This is a genomic window from Pseudomonas sp. Z3-6 (assembly GCF_051131985.1).
In the GTDB taxonomy this organism is placed as follows: domain Bacteria; phylum Pseudomonadota; class Gammaproteobacteria; order Pseudomonadales; family Pseudomonadaceae; genus Aquipseudomonas; species Aquipseudomonas zanjanensis.
Window position 1 is genome coordinate 3,980,465 of record NZ_CP071644.1, and the last position, 18,837, is coordinate 3,999,301.

The 18,837-nt window shown below is 61.1% G+C and carries 18 protein-coding genes; 14 read left to right on the plus strand and 4 right to left on the minus strand.

Annotated elements, in window-relative coordinates:
- Nucleotides 1–23 precede the first annotated feature (23 nt).
- The 6 genes from J3P88_RS17600 to J3P88_RS17625 all read left to right on the plus strand — a co-directional run bounded on the left by J3P88_RS17600 (nt 24) and on the right by J3P88_RS17625 (nt 4,753).
- Nucleotides 24–857, plus strand: a complete 834-nt coding sequence (locus tag J3P88_RS17600; RefSeq protein ID WP_186710451.1) for an alpha/beta fold hydrolase — start codon at nt 24–26, stop codon at nt 855–857.
- Nucleotides 854–2,335: an aldehyde dehydrogenase gene (locus tag J3P88_RS17605; protein ID WP_434570616.1), complete on the plus strand. Its 1,482-nt coding sequence runs from the start codon at nt 854–856 to the stop codon at nt 2,333–2,335. The genes J3P88_RS17600 and J3P88_RS17605 overlap by 4 nt, the downstream gene beginning before the upstream one ends.
- Before the next feature lie 12 nt (nt 2,336–2,347).
- Complete coding sequence (locus tag J3P88_RS17610; protein WP_186710455.1) at nt 2,348–2,833, plus strand: flavin reductase family protein; 486 nt, start codon at nt 2,348–2,350, stop codon at nt 2,831–2,833.
- 136 nt (nt 2,834–2,969) lie between these two features.
- Nucleotides 2,970–3,374, plus strand: coding sequence for a carboxymuconolactone decarboxylase family protein (locus tag J3P88_RS17615; RefSeq protein WP_434570618.1), 405 nt, complete (start codon nt 2,970–2,972; stop codon nt 3,372–3,374).
- Between the two features lie 60 nt (nt 3,375–3,434).
- Entirely contained in the window at nt 3,435–4,187 is a 753-nt protein-coding gene (locus J3P88_RS17620) for a GntR family transcriptional regulator (RefSeq protein ID WP_186710459.1), read from the plus strand.
- Between the two features lie 2 nt (nt 4,188–4,189).
- A complete protein-coding gene (locus J3P88_RS17625; RefSeq protein ID WP_053125541.1) occupies nt 4,190–4,753 on the plus strand; it encodes an NUDIX hydrolase in 564 nt (187 codons plus the stop codon).
- Nucleotides 4,754–4,759: 6 nt separating this feature from the next.
- Here J3P88_RS17625 and J3P88_RS17630 read toward each other — a convergent pair whose 3' ends face one another.
- Nucleotides 4,760–5,053 carry a DUF1330 domain-containing protein gene (locus J3P88_RS17630; protein ID WP_434570620.1) on the minus strand — a complete coding sequence of 98 codons (294 nt, stop codon included), beginning with the start codon at nt 5,051–5,053 and terminating at the stop codon, nt 4,760–4,762.
- Between the two features lie 80 nt (nt 5,054–5,133).
- Between J3P88_RS17630 and ribBA the strand changes: the two genes are divergently transcribed.
- The 7 genes from ribBA (at nt 5,134) to J3P88_RS17665 (ending at nt 12,015) form a co-directional block, all read left to right on the plus strand.
- Entirely contained in the window at nt 5,134–6,243 is a 1,110-nt protein-coding gene (ribBA, locus tag J3P88_RS17635; RefSeq protein WP_186710461.1) for a bifunctional 3,4-dihydroxy-2-butanone-4-phosphate synthase/GTP cyclohydrolase II, read from the plus strand.
- 228 nt (nt 6,244–6,471) lie between these two features.
- Entirely contained in the window at nt 6,472–7,497 is a 1,026-nt protein-coding gene (locus J3P88_RS17640) for an ABC transporter substrate-binding protein (RefSeq protein WP_434570622.1), read from the plus strand.
- 2 nt (nt 7,498–7,499) lie between these two features.
- On the plus strand, nt 7,500–8,426 hold the full coding sequence (locus J3P88_RS17645) for an ABC transporter permease (RefSeq protein WP_189656379.1): 927 nt from the start codon (nt 7,500–7,502) through the stop codon (nt 8,424–8,426).
- A 6-nt stretch (nt 8,427–8,432) separates the two neighbouring features.
- Nucleotides 8,433–9,242, plus strand: coding sequence for an ABC transporter permease (locus J3P88_RS17650; protein ID WP_053125546.1), 810 nt, complete (start codon nt 8,433–8,435; stop codon nt 9,240–9,242).
- A gap of 17 nt (nt 9,243–9,259) precedes the next feature.
- Complete coding sequence (locus tag J3P88_RS17655) at nt 9,260–10,411, plus strand: ABC transporter ATP-binding protein (RefSeq protein WP_434570625.1); 1,152 nt, start codon at nt 9,260–9,262, stop codon at nt 10,409–10,411.
- 44 nt (nt 10,412–10,455) lie between these two features.
- Nucleotides 10,456–10,941 carry a flavin reductase family protein gene (locus J3P88_RS17660; protein WP_186710474.1) on the plus strand — a complete coding sequence of 162 codons (486 nt, stop codon included), beginning with the start codon at nt 10,456–10,458 and terminating at the stop codon, nt 10,939–10,941.
- 30 nt (nt 10,942–10,971) lie between these two features.
- Nucleotides 10,972–12,015, plus strand: coding sequence for an LLM class flavin-dependent oxidoreductase (locus tag J3P88_RS17665; protein WP_434570627.1), 1,044 nt, complete (start codon nt 10,972–10,974; stop codon nt 12,013–12,015).
- Between the two features lie 180 nt (nt 12,016–12,195).
- Here J3P88_RS17665 and J3P88_RS17670 read toward each other — a convergent pair whose 3' ends face one another.
- The 3 genes from J3P88_RS17670 to J3P88_RS17680 all read right to left on the minus strand — a co-directional run bounded on the left by J3P88_RS17670 (nt 12,196) and on the right by J3P88_RS17680 (nt 16,515).
- A complete protein-coding gene (locus J3P88_RS17670) occupies nt 12,196–14,232 on the minus strand; it encodes a TonB-dependent siderophore receptor (protein WP_434570628.1) in 2,037 nt (678 codons plus the stop codon).
- Between the two features lie 235 nt (nt 14,233–14,467).
- Nucleotides 14,468–16,237, minus strand: a complete 1,770-nt coding sequence (locus J3P88_RS17675; protein WP_186710466.1) for a sodium:solute symporter family protein — start codon at nt 16,235–16,237, stop codon at nt 14,468–14,470.
- Nucleotides 16,238–16,248: 11 nt separating this feature from the next.
- Nucleotides 16,249–16,515: a DUF4212 domain-containing protein gene (locus J3P88_RS17680; protein ID WP_186710468.1), complete on the minus strand. Its 267-nt coding sequence runs from the start codon at nt 16,513–16,515 to the stop codon at nt 16,249–16,251.
- A 241-nt stretch (nt 16,516–16,756) separates the two neighbouring features.
- Here J3P88_RS17680 and J3P88_RS17685 point away from each other — a divergent pair, with 241 nt between their 5' ends.
- Nucleotides 16,757–18,553 (plus strand): methyl-accepting chemotaxis protein, encoded by a 1,797-nt coding sequence (locus J3P88_RS17685; RefSeq protein ID WP_186710470.1) that lies wholly within the window; start codon nt 16,757–16,759, stop codon nt 18,551–18,553.
- The last annotated feature ends 284 nt before the right edge of the window (nt 18,554–18,837 follow it).

Below are 18,837 nucleotides of genomic sequence, written 5' to 3' on the forward strand. Positions count from 1 at the left end.
AAAAAGCCATGCAGGAGCGCTCCATGATTCGGCTCACCGCTGAACTCACCCCGGCCGGCACCAGCTACCTGGCCACCGGCCAAGGCCAACCCGTGGTCTTGATCCATGGCGTGGGCCTGAACAAAGAAATGTGGGGCGGCCAAGTCGTTGGCCTGGCCACGCAATACCAAGTGATTGCCTACGACATGCTCGGCCATGGCGCCAGCCCGCGCCCCCCCAGCGGTACCGCGTTGCTGGGCTACGCCGACCAGTTGCTGGAGCTGCTCGATCACTTGCAACTGCCCCAGGCGACGGTGATCGGTTTTTCCATGGGTGGCTTGGTGGCCCGGGCGTTTGCCTTGCATTACCCGCAGCGCCTGCAAGGCCTGGTGGTACTCAACAGCGTGTTCAACCGCAGCGCCGAACAGCGCGCCGGCGTCATCGCCCGCACCGCCCAGGCCGCCGAGCATGGGCCGGACGCCAATGCCGAGGCGGCGCTGTCGCGCTGGTTCAGCCGTGAATACCAGGCCGCCAACCCGGCGCAGATCGCCGCGCTGCGCCAGACCCTGGCAGGGAATGACCCGCAGGGTTACCTGACCACCTATGAGCTGTTCGCCACCCAGGACATGTACCGCGCCGATGACCTGGGCAATATCCAGGTTCCAACGCTGATCGCCACCGGTGAACTGGACCCCGGCTCGACGCCGGAAATGGCCCGGCAGCTGGCCGAGCGCATTCCCGGCGCCAGTGTTGCGGTGCTCGCCGAACAGCGGCATATGATGCCGGTAGAGTCACCGCGCCTGGTCAACCAGTTGTTGCTGGAATTCCTCGACACGGCAAGCGCCCGACAAAACCAAATAAAGGGGATCGTTGCATGACACTCGCACGTTTTTCGATGTGCATCGGCGGTGAATGGGTCGATGCCTTGTCCGGCAAGACCTTCGAAAGCCTGAACCCGGCCCTGGCCCAACCCTGGGCCGAGTTGCCTGACGCCGGCGAAGCCGATGTGGAGCGCGCCGTCCAGGCAGCACAAAGCGCTTTCGACAGCCCGGCCTGGCGCGGCCTGAGCGCTACCGCCCGTGGCAAATTGCTGCGTCGTCTCGGTGACCTGATCGCCGAAAACAAAGAACAATTGGCCCAGTTGGAAAGCCGCGACAACGGCAAACTGATCCGCGAAACCCGCGGCCAGGTCGGCTATCTGCCGGAGTTCTTCCACTACACCGCAGGCCTGGCCGACAAGCTCGAAGGCGGCACCCTGCCCCTCGATAAGCCGGACATGTTTGCCTATACGGTGCACGAAGCCATGGGCGTGGTGGCGGCGATCATTCCCTGGAACAGCCCGCTGTACCTCACCGCAATCAAACTGGCGCCGGCCCTCGCGGCAGGCAATACCATTGTGATCAAACCGTCCGAGCACGCCTCGGCAACCATTCTTGAGCTGGCTCGCCTGGCCCTGGAAGCCGGGATCCCGCCGGGCGTAGTCAACGTCATCACCGGCTACGGCCCGAGCACCGGCGCCGCCCTCACCCGCCATCCGCTGGTGCGCAAGATCGCCTTCACCGGCGGCGCGGCCACGGCCCGCCATGTGGTGCGCAGCAGCGCCGAGAACTTCGCCAAGCTTTCCCTGGAGCTGGGCGGCAAATCACCGAATATCATTTTCGCCGACGCCGACCTGGACAGTGCAATCAACGGGGCAATCGCCGGGATTTATGCGGCATCCGGTCAGAGCTGCGTCTCTGGCTCACGGTTGCTGGTGCAGGACGAGATCTACGATGAGTTCGTCTCGCGGCTGGTCGAGCGCGCCCAGCGCATCCGCATCGGCAATCCTCAGGAAGACGCCAGTGAAATGGGCCCCATGGCCACCGCGCAGCAACTGGCCGTAGTCGAGGGCCTGGTTGCCGACGCGATTGCCGAAGGTGCGCGCCTGCGCTTGGGCGGCAAGCGTCCGCCGAACCTGGGCGACGGTTGGTTCTATGAGCCGACGCTGTTCGAATGCGACCGCAACTCGATGAAGATCATGCAGGAAGAAGTCTTCGGTCCGGTGGCCTCGGTGATTCGTTTCAAGGACGAAGCCGAGGCCCTGGCGATTGCCAATGACTCGCAGTTCGGCCTCGCGGCCGGCATCTGGACCCGCGACCTGGGCCGCGCCCATCGCCTGGCCCGGGATGTGCGTTCCGGGATCATCTGGGTCAACACTTACCGTGCGGTGTCGGCCATGGCGCCCATCGGTGGTTTCAAGAACAGCGGCTATGGACGCGAGAGCGGCATCGATTCGGTGCTGGCCTATACCGAACTGAAAACGGTGTGGATCAACCTGTCCCAGGCGCCCATGCCTGATCCGTTCGTGATGCGCTAGGAGTCCTGAGAAATGATCGAACCCGGCATTTACAAAGAAGTCATGAGCTCCTTCCCGTCCGGCGTCACGGTGGTCACCACCCTGGACCCTGAGGGCAATATCGTCGGCATCACCGCCAGCGCGTTCAGCGCGCTGTCGATCGACCCAGCGCTGGTGTTGTTCTGCCCCAACTATGCGTCTGACACCTACCCGGTGCTGCGCGACAGCAAGCAGTTCGCGATCCACCTGCTGTCCGCCGACCAGACCGCCGAAGCCTACGCCTTTGCCGGTAAAGGCAAGGACAAGGCCAAGGGCATCGATTGGCACCTGAGCGAGCTGGGCAATCCGTTGCTGGGCAAAGCCACGGCCATCATCGAATGCGAGCTGTGGCGCGAATACGATGGCGGCGACCACGCGATCATCGTCGGCGCGGTGAAGAACCTGATCCTGCCCGCGCAGCCGGTGACGCCGATGATCTACCACAAGGGCAAGCTGGGGCCACTGCCCGCGCTGGCCTGATGACCATACACATCCCCCTTGTGGGAGCGAGCCTGCTCGCGATAGCGGTGCGACAGTCGAAATTGATCTGCCTGACACACCGCTATCGCGAGCAGGCTCGCTCCCACAGGTTCAGCACTTTTTTCAGGGAGCCCGCATGAGCAATGACAAATACGAACAAGGCCTGAAGATCCGCACCCAGGTGCTGGGCCAGGACTACGTCAACCGTTCCATCGAGAACGCCGATGATTTCACCCGGCCGCTGCAGGAAATGGTCACCGAGTATTGCTGGGGTCATGTCTGGGGTCGCGAGGGTTTATCGCTCAAGGAGCGCAGCATGATCAACCTGGCGATGATCTCCGCCCTCAATCGCCCACACGAACTCAAGCTGCATGTGCGTGGCGCCTTGCGTAACGGCTTGAGTCGTGAGCAAATACGCGAAATTCTGCTTCAGGTCGGTATCTATTGCGGCGTTCCCGCTGCCGTGGACAGTTTCCGGCTTGCCCGTGAAGCCTTCGCTGAAGCCGATGCCGAGGCCTCCAGTCAACCCTTGGCTGTTTGATCTGAACGTGCACGGATGTTGCCCGTTTGGCATGGACAGCCATATTACAGAGCGGACCCCATGAAACGCCTGCCACTCGACGACAGCTTCAAGGTCAATCGCAACCCCGTTACCCTGCGCGAGATCGTGCTGGATAAATTGCGAAGCGCCATCATGAACTTCCAGCTCCTGCCGGGCGACCGCCTGGTCGAACGGGATCTGTGCGATCGCCTGGGCGTGAGCCGCACGTCGGTGCGTGAAGCCTTGCGCCACCTGGAATCCGAAGGTCTGGTGGAGTTTGCCGATGCCAAGGGCCCACGGGTCGCCATCATCACGTTGGCCGATGCCGTGGATATCTATGAACTGCGTTGCGTGCTCGAAGGCCTGATCGTCCAACTGTTCACCCTGCGCGCCAAGGCCAAGGACATCAAGGCCCTGGAGAAAGCCCTCGAGGAAAACCGCAAGGCCCTCAAGGAAGGCGAGCTGCAACAGGTCATCGATTCGGTGCAAGGCTTCTACGACGTGCTGCTCGAAGGCTCCGGCAACCATGTCGCCGCCACCCAGTTGCGCCAGTTGCAGGCGCGCATCAGCTATCTGCGGGCGACCTCGGTGTCCCAGGAAAACCGTCGCGGCAGCAGTAACCAGGAAATGGAACGGATGGTCGAGGCGATCAAGAGCGGCGACCCCCTGGCCGCCCACCAGGCCTGCGTCGACCACGTGCGCGCCGCTGCCAAGGTCGCCCTGGATTACCTCAAGCGCCAACAGGAAGAGACCGGTGAAATCCCCGAAATCATCCCGCCCATCGCCCTCAAAGAACCGCGCATAGGTCGCTAGCCATGTTCAGCCCGAGCTTTTGTCCAAAGTGCGGCGGCAGTGACCTCGATCACCGCCTGCCAGCGGGCGATACCCATGAGCGACTGATGTGTGGTGGTTGCGGCTACATCCACTACGTCAACCCGAAGATCATTGCCGGCTGCATCATCGAGCAGGACGGCAAGTACCTGCTGTGCCAGCGCGCCATCCCGCCGCGCCCGGGCACCTGGACGCTGCCGGCCGGCTTCATGGAAGGCAACGAGACCACTGAACAGGCCGCGCTGCGGGAAGTCTGGGAAGAAACCGGCGTACGCGCTGAAATCGTCTCGCCCTACTCGATCTTCAGCGTGCCGAAGATCAGCGAGGTGTACATCATCTTCCGCGCCATCGCGCTGGAGATCACCGGCCAGTTCGGCCCGGAAACCCTCGCCTGCCAGTTCTTCGCCCCTGAAGACATTCCCTGGGACAGCATCTACTACCCGGCCATCCGGCAGATCCTCGAACGTTATATCGAGGAACGCCAGGCCGGGGTCTATGGCATCTACATGGGCAACGACGACAGCGGCAAGATTCATTTCATCCGCTGACGAATCTCAGGGTGCCACACCCTCGACAATGATCACCTCGGCCCGGGCCACGCCTTCACGGTGCGTCTTGGCCTCCTGATACTGCGCCGAGTGATAGCAGGCCAGCGCCTGTTCGTAGGAATCGAACTCGATCACCACACTGCGCTGCGGCGTGGCCCTGCCCTCCATCGCTTCGCTGCGCCCGCCCCGGGCCAACATCCGACCGCCATACAAGGCGAACGCCGCCGGCGCCCGTTGGGTGTATTGGCTGTATTGATCGGGGTCGGTGACATCCACATGAGCAATCCAGTACGCCTTCATAGTGACCTCTCGGTTTGTTTTGTATTATGGTATACCACGACATCGTTCCAGCAAGCCCCTCAAAACAAAGAGAGCCCGACATGGCCTTTAACAACATTCAGGAAATCATCGAAGACTACCGCCTGGGCAAGATGGTGTTGTTGGTGGATGACGAAGATCGGGAAAACGAAGGTGACCTGCTGCTGGCCGCCGATTGCTGCAATGCCCAGGCCATCAGCTTCATGGCGCGCGAAGCCCGGGGGCTGATCTGCCTGACGTTGACCGATGAGCACTGCCAGCGCCTGGGACTTGAGCAAATGGTACCGAGCAACGGCAGTGTGTTCAGCACCGCGTTTACGGTGTCCATCGAGGCTGCCAGCGGCGTGACCACTGGCATTTCCGCTGCCGACCGGGCGCGCACCGTCGCCGCCGCCGTGGCCGTCGATGCGGGGCCCAACGACATTGTGCAGCCGGGGCATATCTTCCCGCTGCGGGCCAAGGAAGGCGGCGTGCTCACCCGGGCCGGGCACACCGAAGCCGGTTGCGACCTGGCGCGTCTTGCGGGTTTCACCCCGGCCTCGGTGATCGTCGAGGTGATGAATGATGACGGCACCATGGCCCGCCGCCCGGACCTGGAGATTTTCGCTCGCAAGCACGGCATCAAGATCGGCACCATCGCCGACCTGATCCACTACCGCCTGAGCACCGAGCACACGGTGGTGCGCATCGGTGAACGGGAACTGCCGACGGTGCATGGCACCTTCCGCTTGTTCACCTTCGAAGACCGCATCGAAGGCGGCGTGCACATGGCGATGGTCATGGGCGATATCCGTCGGGAAGAACCGGCCCTGGTGCGGGTGCATGTGATCGATCCACTGCGGGACCTGGTGGGTGCCGAATACAACGGCCCGTCCAATTGGACGTTGTGGGCGGCCCTGCAGCGGGTGGCGGAGGAAGGTTGCGGCGTGGTGGTCGTGCTGGCCAATCACGAGTCGTCCCAGGCGCTGCTTGAGCGCGTACCGCAACTGACCCAGCCACCACGACAGTTCAGTCGGTCGCAATCGCGCATCTATTCTGAAGTGGGCACCGGCGCGCAAATTCTCCAGGATCTGGGCGTCGGTAAATTGCGGCACCTGGGACCACCGCTCAAGTATGCGGGGTTGACCGGCTATGACTTGGAAGTGGTGGAAAGTATCCCCTTCGAGGGATAACCCGAGGTTGAACAAAATCCCACAAAAGATCACGAAAAACCTAGGCAGACAGATAGCCGGTACAGCAAAACCCTTGCAGAAAGTTTGGAATACCATAATATGATATTCCATAGACCGAGTGCTTCAGCTAACCGTTGGCACGGTCCCCGCAAGGCCAGTTGAACCAATGCTCCCGATAAGTGGGCGAACAAAAGCCCGCTCAATAAACACAACAATGAGGGCGTGAAAATGGTGTTGAAGAAACGTGCAGCCGCAATTTTTTTTGCTGGCCTACTGAGTATCACCAGCCAGGCGACGATGGCCGCTGAAAGCGTCAACTTCGTCAGTTGGGGCGGCAGCACCCAGGACGCGCAGAAGCAGGCCTGGGCCGACCCATTCAGCAAGGCCAGCGGCATCACCGTGGTCCAGGATGGCCCCACCGACTACGGCAAGCTCAAGGCCATGGTCGAAAGCGGCAACGTGCAGTGGGACGTGGTCGACGTCGAGGCGGACTTCGCCTTGCGCGCCGCAGCCGAAGGCCTGCTCGAACCCCTCGATTTCTCGGTCATCCAACGCGACAAGATCGACCCGCGTTTCGTCTCCGACCACGGTGTCGGCTCGTTCTACTTCTCGTTCGTGCTCGGCTACAACGAAGGCAAGCTCGGCGCGGGCAAGCCAACGGATTGGTCGGCGCTGTTCGACACCAAAACCTACCCTGGCAAACGCGCCCTCTATAAATGGCCGAGCCCCGGCGTGCTTGAGTTGGCCCTGCTGGCCGATGGCGTGTCTCAGGACAAGCTCTATCCGTTGGACCTGGACCGTGCTTTCAAGAAACTCGACACCATCAAGAAAGACATCGTCTGGTGGGGCGGCGGCGCCCAGTCCCAGCAGTTGCTCGCGTCCGGCGAAGCCAGCATCGGCCAGTTCTGGAATGGCCGGATCTACGCCTTGCAACAAGACGGCGCTCCGGTCGGCGTAAGCTGGAAGCAGAACCTGGTCATGGCCGATATCCTGGTCATTCCAAAGGGCTCGAAAAACAAGGCCGCCGCCATGAAGTTCCTGGCCAACGCCAGCAGCGCCAAGGGCCAGGCCGATTTCTCCAACCTGACCGCCTACGCGCCGGTCAACGTCGACAGCGTCGCACGCCTGGATTCGGTGCTCGCCCCCAACTTGCCGACTGCCTACGCCAAGGATCAAATCACGCTTGATTTCGCGTACTGGGCCAAGAACGGTCAGGACATCGCGACACGGTGGAACGAATGGCTGGTCAAATAAAAATGTCGGCATCGGCAACCCAGCACACCGGGGGCGCCGCTGGCGCTGCCGGTGTGGCAACCGTCCCGGCCATTGCACCGCAAGCGCCGTCGCGGCTGCAGCGCTGGCGCGGGGCCGGTAACCTGCTCCCCGCCCTGCTGTTCCTCGGCCTGTTCTTCCTGGCGCCGCTGATCGGCCTGCTGCTGCGCGGTGTGCTGGAGCCGGTGCCCGGGTTGGGCAACTACGAGCAATTGTTCGCCAACTCGGCCTATGCCCGAGTGCTATTCAACACCTTTTCGGTGGCCGGGCTGGTGACGCTGTTCAGCCTGCTGCTGGGTTTCCCCCTGGCCTGGGCCATCACCCTGGTGCCCCGTGGCTGGGGGCGCTGGATGCTGAACATCGTGCTGCTGTCGATGTGGACCAGCCTGCTGGCCCGCACCTATTCCTGGCTGGTGCTGTTGCAGGCCTCCGGGGTAGTGAACAAGGCATTGATGGCCCTGGGCATCATCGACCAGCCGCTGGAGATGGTGCACAACCTCACCGGCGTGGTGATCGGCATGAGCTACATCATGATCCCGTTCATCGTCCTGCCGTTGCAGGCGACCATGCAGGCCATCGACCCGATGATCCTGCAGGCCGGCTCGATTTGCGGCGCTAGCCCGTGGACCAACTTCTTCCGGGTGTTCCTGCCGCTGTGCCGGCCGGGGCTGTTCTCGGGCGGGCTGATGGTGTTCGTGATGTCCCTCGGTTACTACGTGACCCCGGCACTGCTGGGCGGCGCGCAGAACATGATGCTGCCGGAATTCATCATCCAGCAGGTGCAGTCGTTCCTCAACTGGGGCCTGGCCAGTGCCGGCGCGGCCCTGTTGGTGGCGATCACCCTGGTGTTGTTCTACTTCTACCTGAAGCTCCAACCGGAATCCCCGGTGGGTGCCAGCAACGCGAGGTAAGCCGCCATGCTCCTGACTCCCAATGCCATGAGCCGGCGCATGCGGTTCGGCCTGTATTTCACCACCGGGCTGATCGCGCTGTTCCTGCTGTTGCCCATCGTATTCATCGTGCTGCTGTCGTTCGGTTCGTCCCAATGGCTGGTCTTCCCGCCACCGGGCTGGACGCTCAAATGGTACGGCCAGTTCTTTTCCAATCCCGACTGGATGAGCGCGGCGCTGACCAGCCTCAAGGTTGCGGTGCTGACCACCGTCTGCGCCGTAGCCCTGGGCTTGCCCACCGCGTTTGCCCTGGTGCGCGGGCGTTTTCCGGGCCGGGAAATGCTCTACGGCCTGTTCACCCTGCCGATGATCGTGCCGCTGGTGATTATCGCCGTGGCGGTGTACGCACTGTTCCTCAAGCTCGGCTACACCGGGACGATGTTCGCCTTTGTGGTCAGCCACGTCATTGTCGCGCTGCCGTTCACCATCATCTCGATCATCAACTCGCTCAAGCTGTTCGACCAATCCATCGAGGATGCGGCAGTGATCTGCGGTGCCTCGCGCCTGCAAGCGGTGTTCAAGGTGACATTCCCGGCGATTCGCCCGGGCATGGTCGCCGGTGCGCTGTTCGCGTTCCTGGTGTCGTGGGACGAGGTGGTGTTGAGCGTGATGATGGCCAGCCCGACCTTGCAAACCCTGCCCGTAAAGATGTGGACCACCCTGCGCCAGGACCTGACGCCTGTGATCGCCGTCGCTTCGACGCTGCTGATCGGCCTCTCGGTATTGGTGATGGTGATCGCCGCCGCCCTGCGCCGGCGCAATGAAATCAGCGCTTGAGCGCCTAGGAGAACACGATGAGTGCCGTCAAAGACCCCGCACAACAGCACAACAAGACCCTGGTCAGCCTGCGCAACCTGAACAAGCACTACGGCGACTTTGCCGCCGTGGACGATATTTCCCTGGAGATCCAGGACGGCGAATTCCTGACTTTCCTCGGCTCCAGCGGCTCGGGCAAGAGCACCACCCTGTCGATGCTGGCCGGGTTCGAAACCCCCAGCAGCGGCGAGATCCTGGTGGGCGGCAAATCCCTGGTCAACGTACCGCCGCACAAACGTGACATCGGCATGGTGTTCCAGCGCTACTCACTGTTCCCGCACCTGTCGGTGCGCGACAACATTGCCTTTCCCCTGGCGATTCGCAAACTGGCCAGCGCCGAGCGCGAACGCCGGGTCGACGCCATGCTCAAGCTGGTGCAGCTGGGAGAGTTCGCCCATCGTCGCCCTTCGCAACTGTCCGGCGGCCAGCAACAGCGCGTGGCGATTGCCCGGGCACTGGTCTATGAACCGCGCATCCTGCTGATGGATGAGCCTCTTGGGGCCTTGGATAAAAAGCTCCGTGAAGACTTGCAGGACGAACTGCGCCAGTTGCACCGCCGGCTGGGCATCACCATCGTCTACGTCACCCATGACCAGGAAGAAGCCATGCGCCTGTCCCAGCGCATCGCCATTTTCAGCCACGGCAAAATCGTCGGCCTGGGCAGCGGCTATGACCTCTATCAGAACCCGCCGAACGCCTTTGTCGCGTCATTCCTGGGCAATTCCAACTTCCTCAAGCTCAAGGCCCAGGGCAATGCCGTGGCGAGTTTCGAAGGCCAATCGCTGTCGATCCGCCTGACCGCCGGCTTGCAAGCGGACCAGGACGTGCTGCTGATGGTGCGCCCGGAAAAAGCCCTCGCCCTGAGCGTCGAGCAAGCGGCCCAGGAACCCTTGGCGGCCGGTTGGAATGAAGTCTCGGCCAAGGTCGTCGAAGTGCTGTTCCTCGGTGAAAGCCAGACCTGCAGCGTGGTGACGTCCGGCGGCACGGCCATGACCGTCAAGGCGCTGTCCGCCGCCGGCATGCCACTCAAGGCTGGCGACCCGGTGTGCGTGCGCTGGGCAACCGCCGATGCGTGCGTCTACACCCAATGGGCCGAGAGCGACCTGAACAAAGCCGCGGGTGCCCATTGATGAACATCGCGCACCCACAACCGCTACAGCCCGAGGATGGTCCGATGATCGATGCCAGCGTCTACAAACAAGTCATGGGCTCGTTCCCGTCCGGGGTGACGGTGATCACCACCCTCGATGACGACGGCCAGGTCGTCGGCCTCACCGCCAGTGCCTTCAGCTCATTGTCGATGGAACCGGCGCTGGTGTTGTTCTGCCCCAACTACAGCTCCGATTCCTACCCGGTGCTGATCAAGAACAAGCGCTTCGCCATCCATGTCCTTTCCGGCGGCCAACAGGACGAAGCCTATGCCTTCGCCCGCAAAGGCAAGGACAAGGCCCAGGGCATCGAATGGACCTTAAGCGAACTGGGTAACCCGCTGCTGAGCAACGCCACCGCCATCATCGAGTGTGAACTGTGGCGCGAATACGAAGGCGGCGACCACGCCATCATGGTCGGCGCCGTGAAGAACCTGATCGTGCCGCAGCACACACCGGGACCGCTGGTTTATTGCCACGGCAAGATGGGCGCCCTGCCCGTCCTCGCCTGAACCGATCGTCAACAAATAAGAGAAAGCGCCATGAAATTTTCCCTGTTCGTACACATGGAGCGCTGGGACGAAAGCGTCAGCCATCGCCAGCTGTTCGAAGACCTGAGCGAGTTGACCCTGTTGGCCGAGGCCGGCGGTTTCAGCACCGTCTGGATCGGCGAACATCACGCCATGGAATACACCATCTCGCCAAGCCCGATGCCGCTGCTGGCGTACCTGGCCGGCAAGACCACCACCATTCACCTGGGCGCTGGCACCATCATTGCGCCGTTCTGGCACCCGCTGCGAGTGGCCGGCGAATGCGCGCTGCTGGATGTCATCAGCAATGGCCGCATGGAAGTCGGCCTGGCCCGGGGCGCCTACCAGGTGGAGTTCGACCGCATGGCCGGCGGCATGCCGGCTTCCTCCGGCGGCCAGGCCCTGCGGGAAATGGTCCCGGTGGTGCGCGCCCTGTGGCAAGGCGACTACGCCCATGATGGCGAGATCTGGAAATTCCCCACCTCCACCTGCGTGCCCAAGCCAATCCGCAAGCCTCACCCGCCGATGTGGATCGCCGCCCGCGACCCGGACTCCCACAATTTCGCTGTCGCCAACGGCTGCAATGTGATGGTCACGCCATTGATGAAGGGCGACGAGGAAGTCCTGGACCTGAAGAACAAGTTCCAGGCCGCCCTGGACAACAACCCCGACGTGCCACGCCCACAATTGATGGTGCTGCGCCATACCCACGTACACGCAGTGGACAATCCCGAAGGCTGGAAAATCGGTGCCCAGGCGATTTCGAAGTTCTACCGCACCTTTGATGCCTGGTTCGGCAACAAGCAGGTGCCGGTCAACGGCTTCCTCGCGCCGAGCCCGGAAGAAAAATTCGCCGAGCGTCCGGAATTCCAGCTGGAGAACATCCGCAAGAACACCATGATCGGCACGCCGCAGCAAATCATCGAGCGGATCAAGTATTACCAGGAACTGGGAGTGGATGAGTTCAGCTTCTGGTGCGACAACAGCCTGCCCCATGCCGAGAAGAAAAAATCCCTGGAGCTGTTCATCCAGCAGGTGGTGCCGGCGTTTCGGTGATCCTGTGAGAGCGGGCTTGCTCGCGATGGCGTCGGGTCAGTCAAATCATCGTTAACTGACACTCCGCTTTCGCGAGCAGGCTCGCTCCCACAAAAGGGATCGGTGGTTACGCAAGTCTTGAGACCACCCAAAAACAAGTGTGGGAGCGAGCCTGCTCGCGAAGGCGGCCTGAAACTGGAATCAGAACGTCACGCTGGCGCTCAGCCTGGCGGTACGCGGCTCGCCGACATTGACCTGCACCTGGCTGCCGGTGGAGGACGGGTAGTATTGCTTGTCGAACAGGTTGTCGACGTTCAGTTGCAACGACGTCTTGTGCCCGAACACTGGCGACTCCCAGCGCAGGAAGGCGTCGGCGACGGTGTAGCTGCTGAGCCAGAACTCGTTGGCTTTATTGGCCGCACGTTCGCCGACGTAGCGGGCACCGGCGCCGGCGTGCCAGGCACCGAATTCGGCAGGCACGTTCAGGTGGTGGCTCAGGTACAGGCTGGCGGTGTGTTTTGGCGCATCGGGAAGGCGATGGCCCTCGTCCTTGGGATCATCCAGTATTTCGGTGTGGGTGTAGGCATAGGTGCCGATCAAATCCCAACGGTCGGCCAGGCGACCGGTGATGTCCAGCTCCAGACCTTGGGAACCGACCTTGCCGGCGGCTTCCGAGACTTCGTCAACGGTGGTGACTACGTTCTTTTTGACGATGTCGAACAAAGCGAGGTTGATGTTCAGCCCCGGCAGCGGATCGTACTTGGCGCCGATTTCGTAGCTGCGACCCTCCTCTGGTTGGAAGGTACGACGATCCTTGTCGACTACATCATTGGGCTTGAACGACCGGCTGTAGTTACCGTACAGCGAAAGGGTATCGGTGGCTTTATAGACCAGCCCCAGGAACGGCACGAAGGCGTCGCCATTGTCGTCGCGAACCGGCGCACCCTGGACGATCCCTTGAGTGGTGAATTGATCGTAATGCTGGTAACGCCCACCGAAGACCAGGATCCAGCGATCATCCAGGTGCCAGTTGTCCTTGAGATAAATGGAGCTGGAGGTCAGCTGGTTACTCAGGTTGCTCTGTTTTGCGTTCAGCTTGCTAGGTTCTGCCAACCCACCATAAACCGGCGCTGTAATGTCAAACCCTCCTTGCGCATCCCCACGATAGGTCTTGCCACGAAACTGATCCGATACTTGATTATCGACGCCAACCAGTAAGTCGTGACGCTGACCAAACAACTCCTGTTTACCGATGAAATCCCAACTGGCATAACGAGTTTCATCATCATAATGAGCGCCGTTGGCGGCTCGCTGGAAAACACCGGTTTTTGACAGGCTCGGCTGCGCAATCGAAAGGCTATACCGGTCATTGTTCCAGCCATAAGTCACCCGCGTTTTCCACGCCTCACTCAACTCATACTCGAACCGCGCCGTCGCCGTTTCGCGAATACCGACACTCTTGGCCCAAGGCTCATCCAGGCGTTTGTCATAGTCGATATCGGCCGGATGCCCATTGGTAAACACCGTACCCCGATCAAACGGATTGGAATATTCGTTGTACTCATAACTCAGGTTCAACGACGCCCGCTCACCCGTCCACGCCAGGGACGGCGCCACCAGGGTGCTTTCGTTGACGCCGTAGTTGCGCCAGTAATCCTCATGCCCGCGCTCGGCGATCAGGCGATAAGCCAACCCGGTGTCACCCAACGGCCCGGTGGTGTCCAGGGCCATGGTGCCGCCGCCTTCGCTGTAGGCCGAACCGCTCAGCGTGGTGCTTTGGGTGTATTCCGGCTTCTTGCTGATGACGTTGATCAACCCGCCAGGCTCCAGTGCGCCATACAGCATCGAGGCCGGCCCCTTGAGCACTTCGACGCGGTCGGTGGTGGCGCTGAAGTTATGGCCCAGGTTCGAACGCACGCCGTCGCGCAGGATCGAGCCGTCGTCGTTGGTGCCGAAACCACGCTTGACCAGCGAGTCCCGCGAGCCGCCCAAGGTGTTGCCCTGGCTGACGCCGCTGATGAATTTCATCGCGTCGTTCAGCGAGCGCACTTGATAGTCCGCCAAGGTCTGCTGGGTCACCACGTTGATCGATTGCGCCTCTTCCTTGATCGGTACATCGCTCTTGCTCGCCGTGCTGGCTTGCGACGTCGTGTAGCCTTCGTCCTGAATGATCCGACTGCCTTGCACGTTGGTGGTGGGCAGCTCCAGAGTGTCTTGTGCCCTCAGGGGGCTTGCCATGAAACAGCAGGACAGCGCGGGTAAAACACATTTGACGAGAGCATTGCGGTAAGCGAGAGGGGTGGAACGATTCAAGACGCGCACTCACAGAGGGATAGGAATGAGAGCGAATATACTTTGAGAATGATTCCCAGTAAATCTTTCTAACATCTCCCTGCTTGACTCTGCGCACAAAAAAGGGCGCCGGATGATGAATCCGGCGCCCTCGTTGGTTTCCCTCCCCCAGGACTACCCGTTAATGATCGATGGCAGCACCGGCTCCTCTCGGTACTCGAATGTCTTCGACCAAGTGCTGGATGTGCTCCGGCGGTGGCGCGGTAAAGCGTGACACCACCACGGCCGCCAGGAAGTTGAAGGCCATCCCCAACGTACCAATGCCTTCAGGGGACACACCCAGCCACCAATGTTCAGCCGTGTTCATCGTCGGGTTAATGAACTTGAAGTAGACGATGTAGGTGAATGTGAAGGTCAGCCCGACGATCATCCCGGCGATCGCGCCTTCGCGGTTCATGCGCTTGGAGAAGATCCCCATGACAATCACCGGGAAGAACGAAGACGCCGCCAACCCGAAGGCGAACGCCACCACCTGGGCGACGAATGCGGGTGGGTAGATGCCAAACAATCCGGCAATCAGCACCGCCACACCAGCGGCAATGCGTGCCGCGAGCAGCTCCTGCTTTTCGTTGATCGTGGGCATGATGTTGCTTTTGAGCAGGTCATGGGAAATCGAGGTGGAGATCACCAGCAGCAGCCCCGCTGCGGTCGAAAGCGCCGCCGCCAGGCCACCGGCGGCGATTAATGCGATCACCCATCCCGGCAGGCCGGCGATCTCGGGATTGGCCAAGACCATGATGTCGTTGTCGACATAGAGTTCATTGGGCACTGGCGAGAGCTGGTTCTTGAGCAACCGCTGCTCATGCGCCCCGCGCTCGCCGGTAAAACTCGGCGTCCCGACCAGCGCCGCGCCCGGGCTGTACTGGATGATGCCGTCGTTGTTCTTGTCCGCCCAGGCAATCAGTCCAGAGTTCTCCCAGGCCTTGAACCAGGTCGGCGCGGTGCTGTAACTGATATTGGGAATGGAGGTCAGCAGGTTGGTGCGTGCGAAGGCCGCCACGGCCGGCGCGGTGGTGTAGAGAATGGCGATGAACAGCAATGCGTAGCCTGCCGACTTGCGTGCATCCCGGACGGTGGGCGTGGTAAAGAACCGCACGATCACGTGGGGCAGGCCCGCGGTGCCGACCATCAGCGCCATGGTGATGAAAAACACGTCCATGGTCGACTTGGTGCCATTGGTATAGGCAGAAAAGCCTAATTCGGCGCCCAAGCCGTTGAGCCTCTCGATCACGCTCTGCCCCGAACCGGCGGCCTCACTGATAAAGCCCAACTGCGGGATCGGATTGCCAGTGATCATCATCGAGATGAAGATCGCAGGCACCATGTAGGCAAAGATCATCACGCAGTACTGCGCTACCTGGGTGTAGGTAATGCCCTTCATGCCGCCCAGCACCGAATAAAAGAACACGATGGCCATGCCGATCATGACGCCGGTGTTGATGTCCACTTCCAGGTAACGGGAAAAGACGATCCCGACACCGCGCATCTGCCCCGCGACGTAAGTGAAGGAAATGAAGATCACGCAGATCACCGCCACCACCCGCGCCGTCTGCGAGTAATAACGCGCCCCGACGAACTCGGGCACGGTGAACTTGCCGAATTTTCGCAGGTATGGCGCCAGGCACATCGCCAACAGCACGTAGCCACCGGTCCAGCCCATCAGGTAGACCGAGCCGTCGTACCCGGCGAAGGCGATGATCCCGGCCATGGAAATGAACGACGCCGCCGACATCCAGTCCGCACCGGTGGCCATGCCGTTGAGTACCGGGTGCACGCCCTTGCTGGCGACGTAGTATTCGCTGGTGGAGCCGGCACGCGTCCAGATCGCAATCGCGATGTACAACGCGAAGGTGGCGCCTACGACCAGGTAAATCAGGGTTTTTGTGTCCATTCGGGCCGCCCTCAGTCTTCGTGGACGTCATATTTGCGATCGAGCTGATTCATCTTCCAGACATAGAAGAAGATCTCGAGCACAAAGACGTAGATGGAACCCTGCTGGGCGAACCAGAACCCCAGGGGTGTGCCGAAGAAGCTGATGGTATTGAGTGAGTCGACCAGCAAGATGCCAAAACCGAACGACACCACGAACCAGATGGCCAGTAAGACCAGCATCCAGCGTAGGTTTTCCTTCCAGTAGTCACGCGCAGCCTGTTGCTTTTCAGTGGACATGGAGACGCCCTCTATTTGTTTTTATTGTTTTGCACTTCAAACCGTAGCAGTCGTCGGGCAACGCGCTAGTACGACTTTCGTCTAATTCGTAACAGCAGGTATTGACAGCCTGTTTCACCGCAGAAACAGGGTTAACGCGCACCAGCATCGCAAGGTGATATCAAATCGCCCAAATCCGCTAAAGCTTTGCCGCTATCGGTCGAATGTATGCCATCGAATCTTTTTTTTCCCTGGAGCCGTGATGCAGACGTTAAAGGCCTTGTATGAGTCTATCGAGATGCAGTTTTTCGATACCCTCACCAAAAAGCTGTCGAGCCTTTTCCTGTTGGTGCTGGTCAGTGGCTTGCTTTATTGGGTAGCCCTCAGTGCCCGCGCCGAGATCATGCTGTTGTTGCGTAACGCGCAGTTGGACGGCACGTTGCTGGGGCAGATCGAGGGCCGGCTCGACAGCCTCACCCATGCCCTGCTCTTCGGCGCAGTCCTGACCCTGGGCATGATCAGCTTCATGGTCTGGTACTTCCGCCACCTCATCGTGCGCCCCGTCACCACCATGACCAAGGCCCTGGAAGAGATCGCCAACGGCGAAGGCGACCTGTCCAAGGATTTGCCGCTGGTGACCCACGACGAGATCCGCACACTCGCCGCCACCTGCAACCGTTTCCTGGCCAAGCAGCGGGAGATCATCAGCAATGTCCAGGCGCTGACCGTGCACATTGCGGTCGAGTCGGCCCGTTCGCTGAAGAACATCAGCGACTCCAGCGACAGCGCCACCCACCAGGCGCGCTTCGCCAAGGAAGTGATGGACCAGAGCAATACCGCCGTGGGCCGCATCGAAGAGGTTTCGCGCCAGACCCAGGGCATCTCCAGCACCACCGCGCAGAACCTGAGCATGGCCCGCGATTCCTATGCCGAGCTGTTGGAAGTGACTGGCAACATCAGCGAAATCTCCAGCAGCCTTGGTGAGTTCGCCACCCTGGTGAGCGCCTTGAACCAGCGTTCGTCGAGCATCAAGTCGATTGTCGGGTTGATCCAGCAGATCTCGGCCCAGACCAACCTGCTGGCCCTCAATGCCGCCATCGAAGCCGCCCGGGCCGGCGAAAGCGGCCGTGGCTTCGCGGTGGTGGCCGATGAAGTGCGGACCCTGGCACAAAACGTCAGCCGGGCCACCGACGACATCTCGCGCAACATCGACGCCATGCTCGACGAGGTCAGTTCGACCCATGAGCAGACGACCCAGATCAGCCACAGCGCCCGGGAAACCCAGAAAGTGGTGGAGCGCGCCTCAGGCCATTTCGAAAGCATGATCGTCGACTTCGAATCCACCAACGGCAAGCTGGCGGACATCGCGACCCATATCCAACAGTTCGCCGACAGCAACACCGGGATCAACGACCGGGTCACCCAGATTCACGCCGATAGCCAACTGATCGACCAGCGCATGCAGCATTCGGCCACGGCCACCCGCGACCTATCTGGCGTGGCCGAGAAGGTCCAGGCGTTGCTGGGTCGTTTCGTGCTTGGACACGGCAAGCTGGATGCCGCCATCACCCGCGCCAGCGAGTGCCGCGATACGCTGCAAGTACGCCTGGAAGCGCTGCAACGGGAAGGTCTGAACCTGTTCGATCAGAATTACCAGCTGGTGCCCGGCACCGATCCCAAGCAGTACATGACCAGCTACACCGAACGCTTTGCCCAGGTCTGCCAGGAGGAATGCGACAAGCTCACCCGCAGCACACCGGGTGGCAAGGTGTCGTTCATGGTCGACAGCAAGGGCTATTGCCCGGTGAACAACAGTTGGGTCTCCAAGCCGCCGACCGGCGACCGGGCAGTGGATTTGCCGGTGTGCCGCAACAAGCGCATCTTCAACGACCCGATCGGCCTGCGCGCGGCGGGCAACGTCCAGCGCTTCCTGCTGCAGACCTACCTGCGCGATACCGGGGAAATCATGACCGAGATCGACGTACCGCTCTTCTTCGGCGGCCGTCATTGGGGCAACTTGCGGGTGGGCTTCGATGCGGCGGTATTGTTGGCGGACTGATGATGCCTGAGATCCCCCAAAACAATGTGGGAGCGAGCCTGCTCGCGAAGGCGTCGGGTCAGTCGGCATCATCGCTGACTGACACTCCGCTATCGCGAGCAAGCTCCCCACAGGGGATCTGTGGAATGTGCAAATCCTGAGCCCCCCACAAAAGGGTCTGTGGAGTATGCAAATCCTGTGACCATCCCAAAACAACTGTGGCGAGCTTGCTCGCGATGGAGGCGGCACACACAGCATCCATCCAGCCTGAACACCCCGTCCTCCCAATACATTTAGTTAGCCTG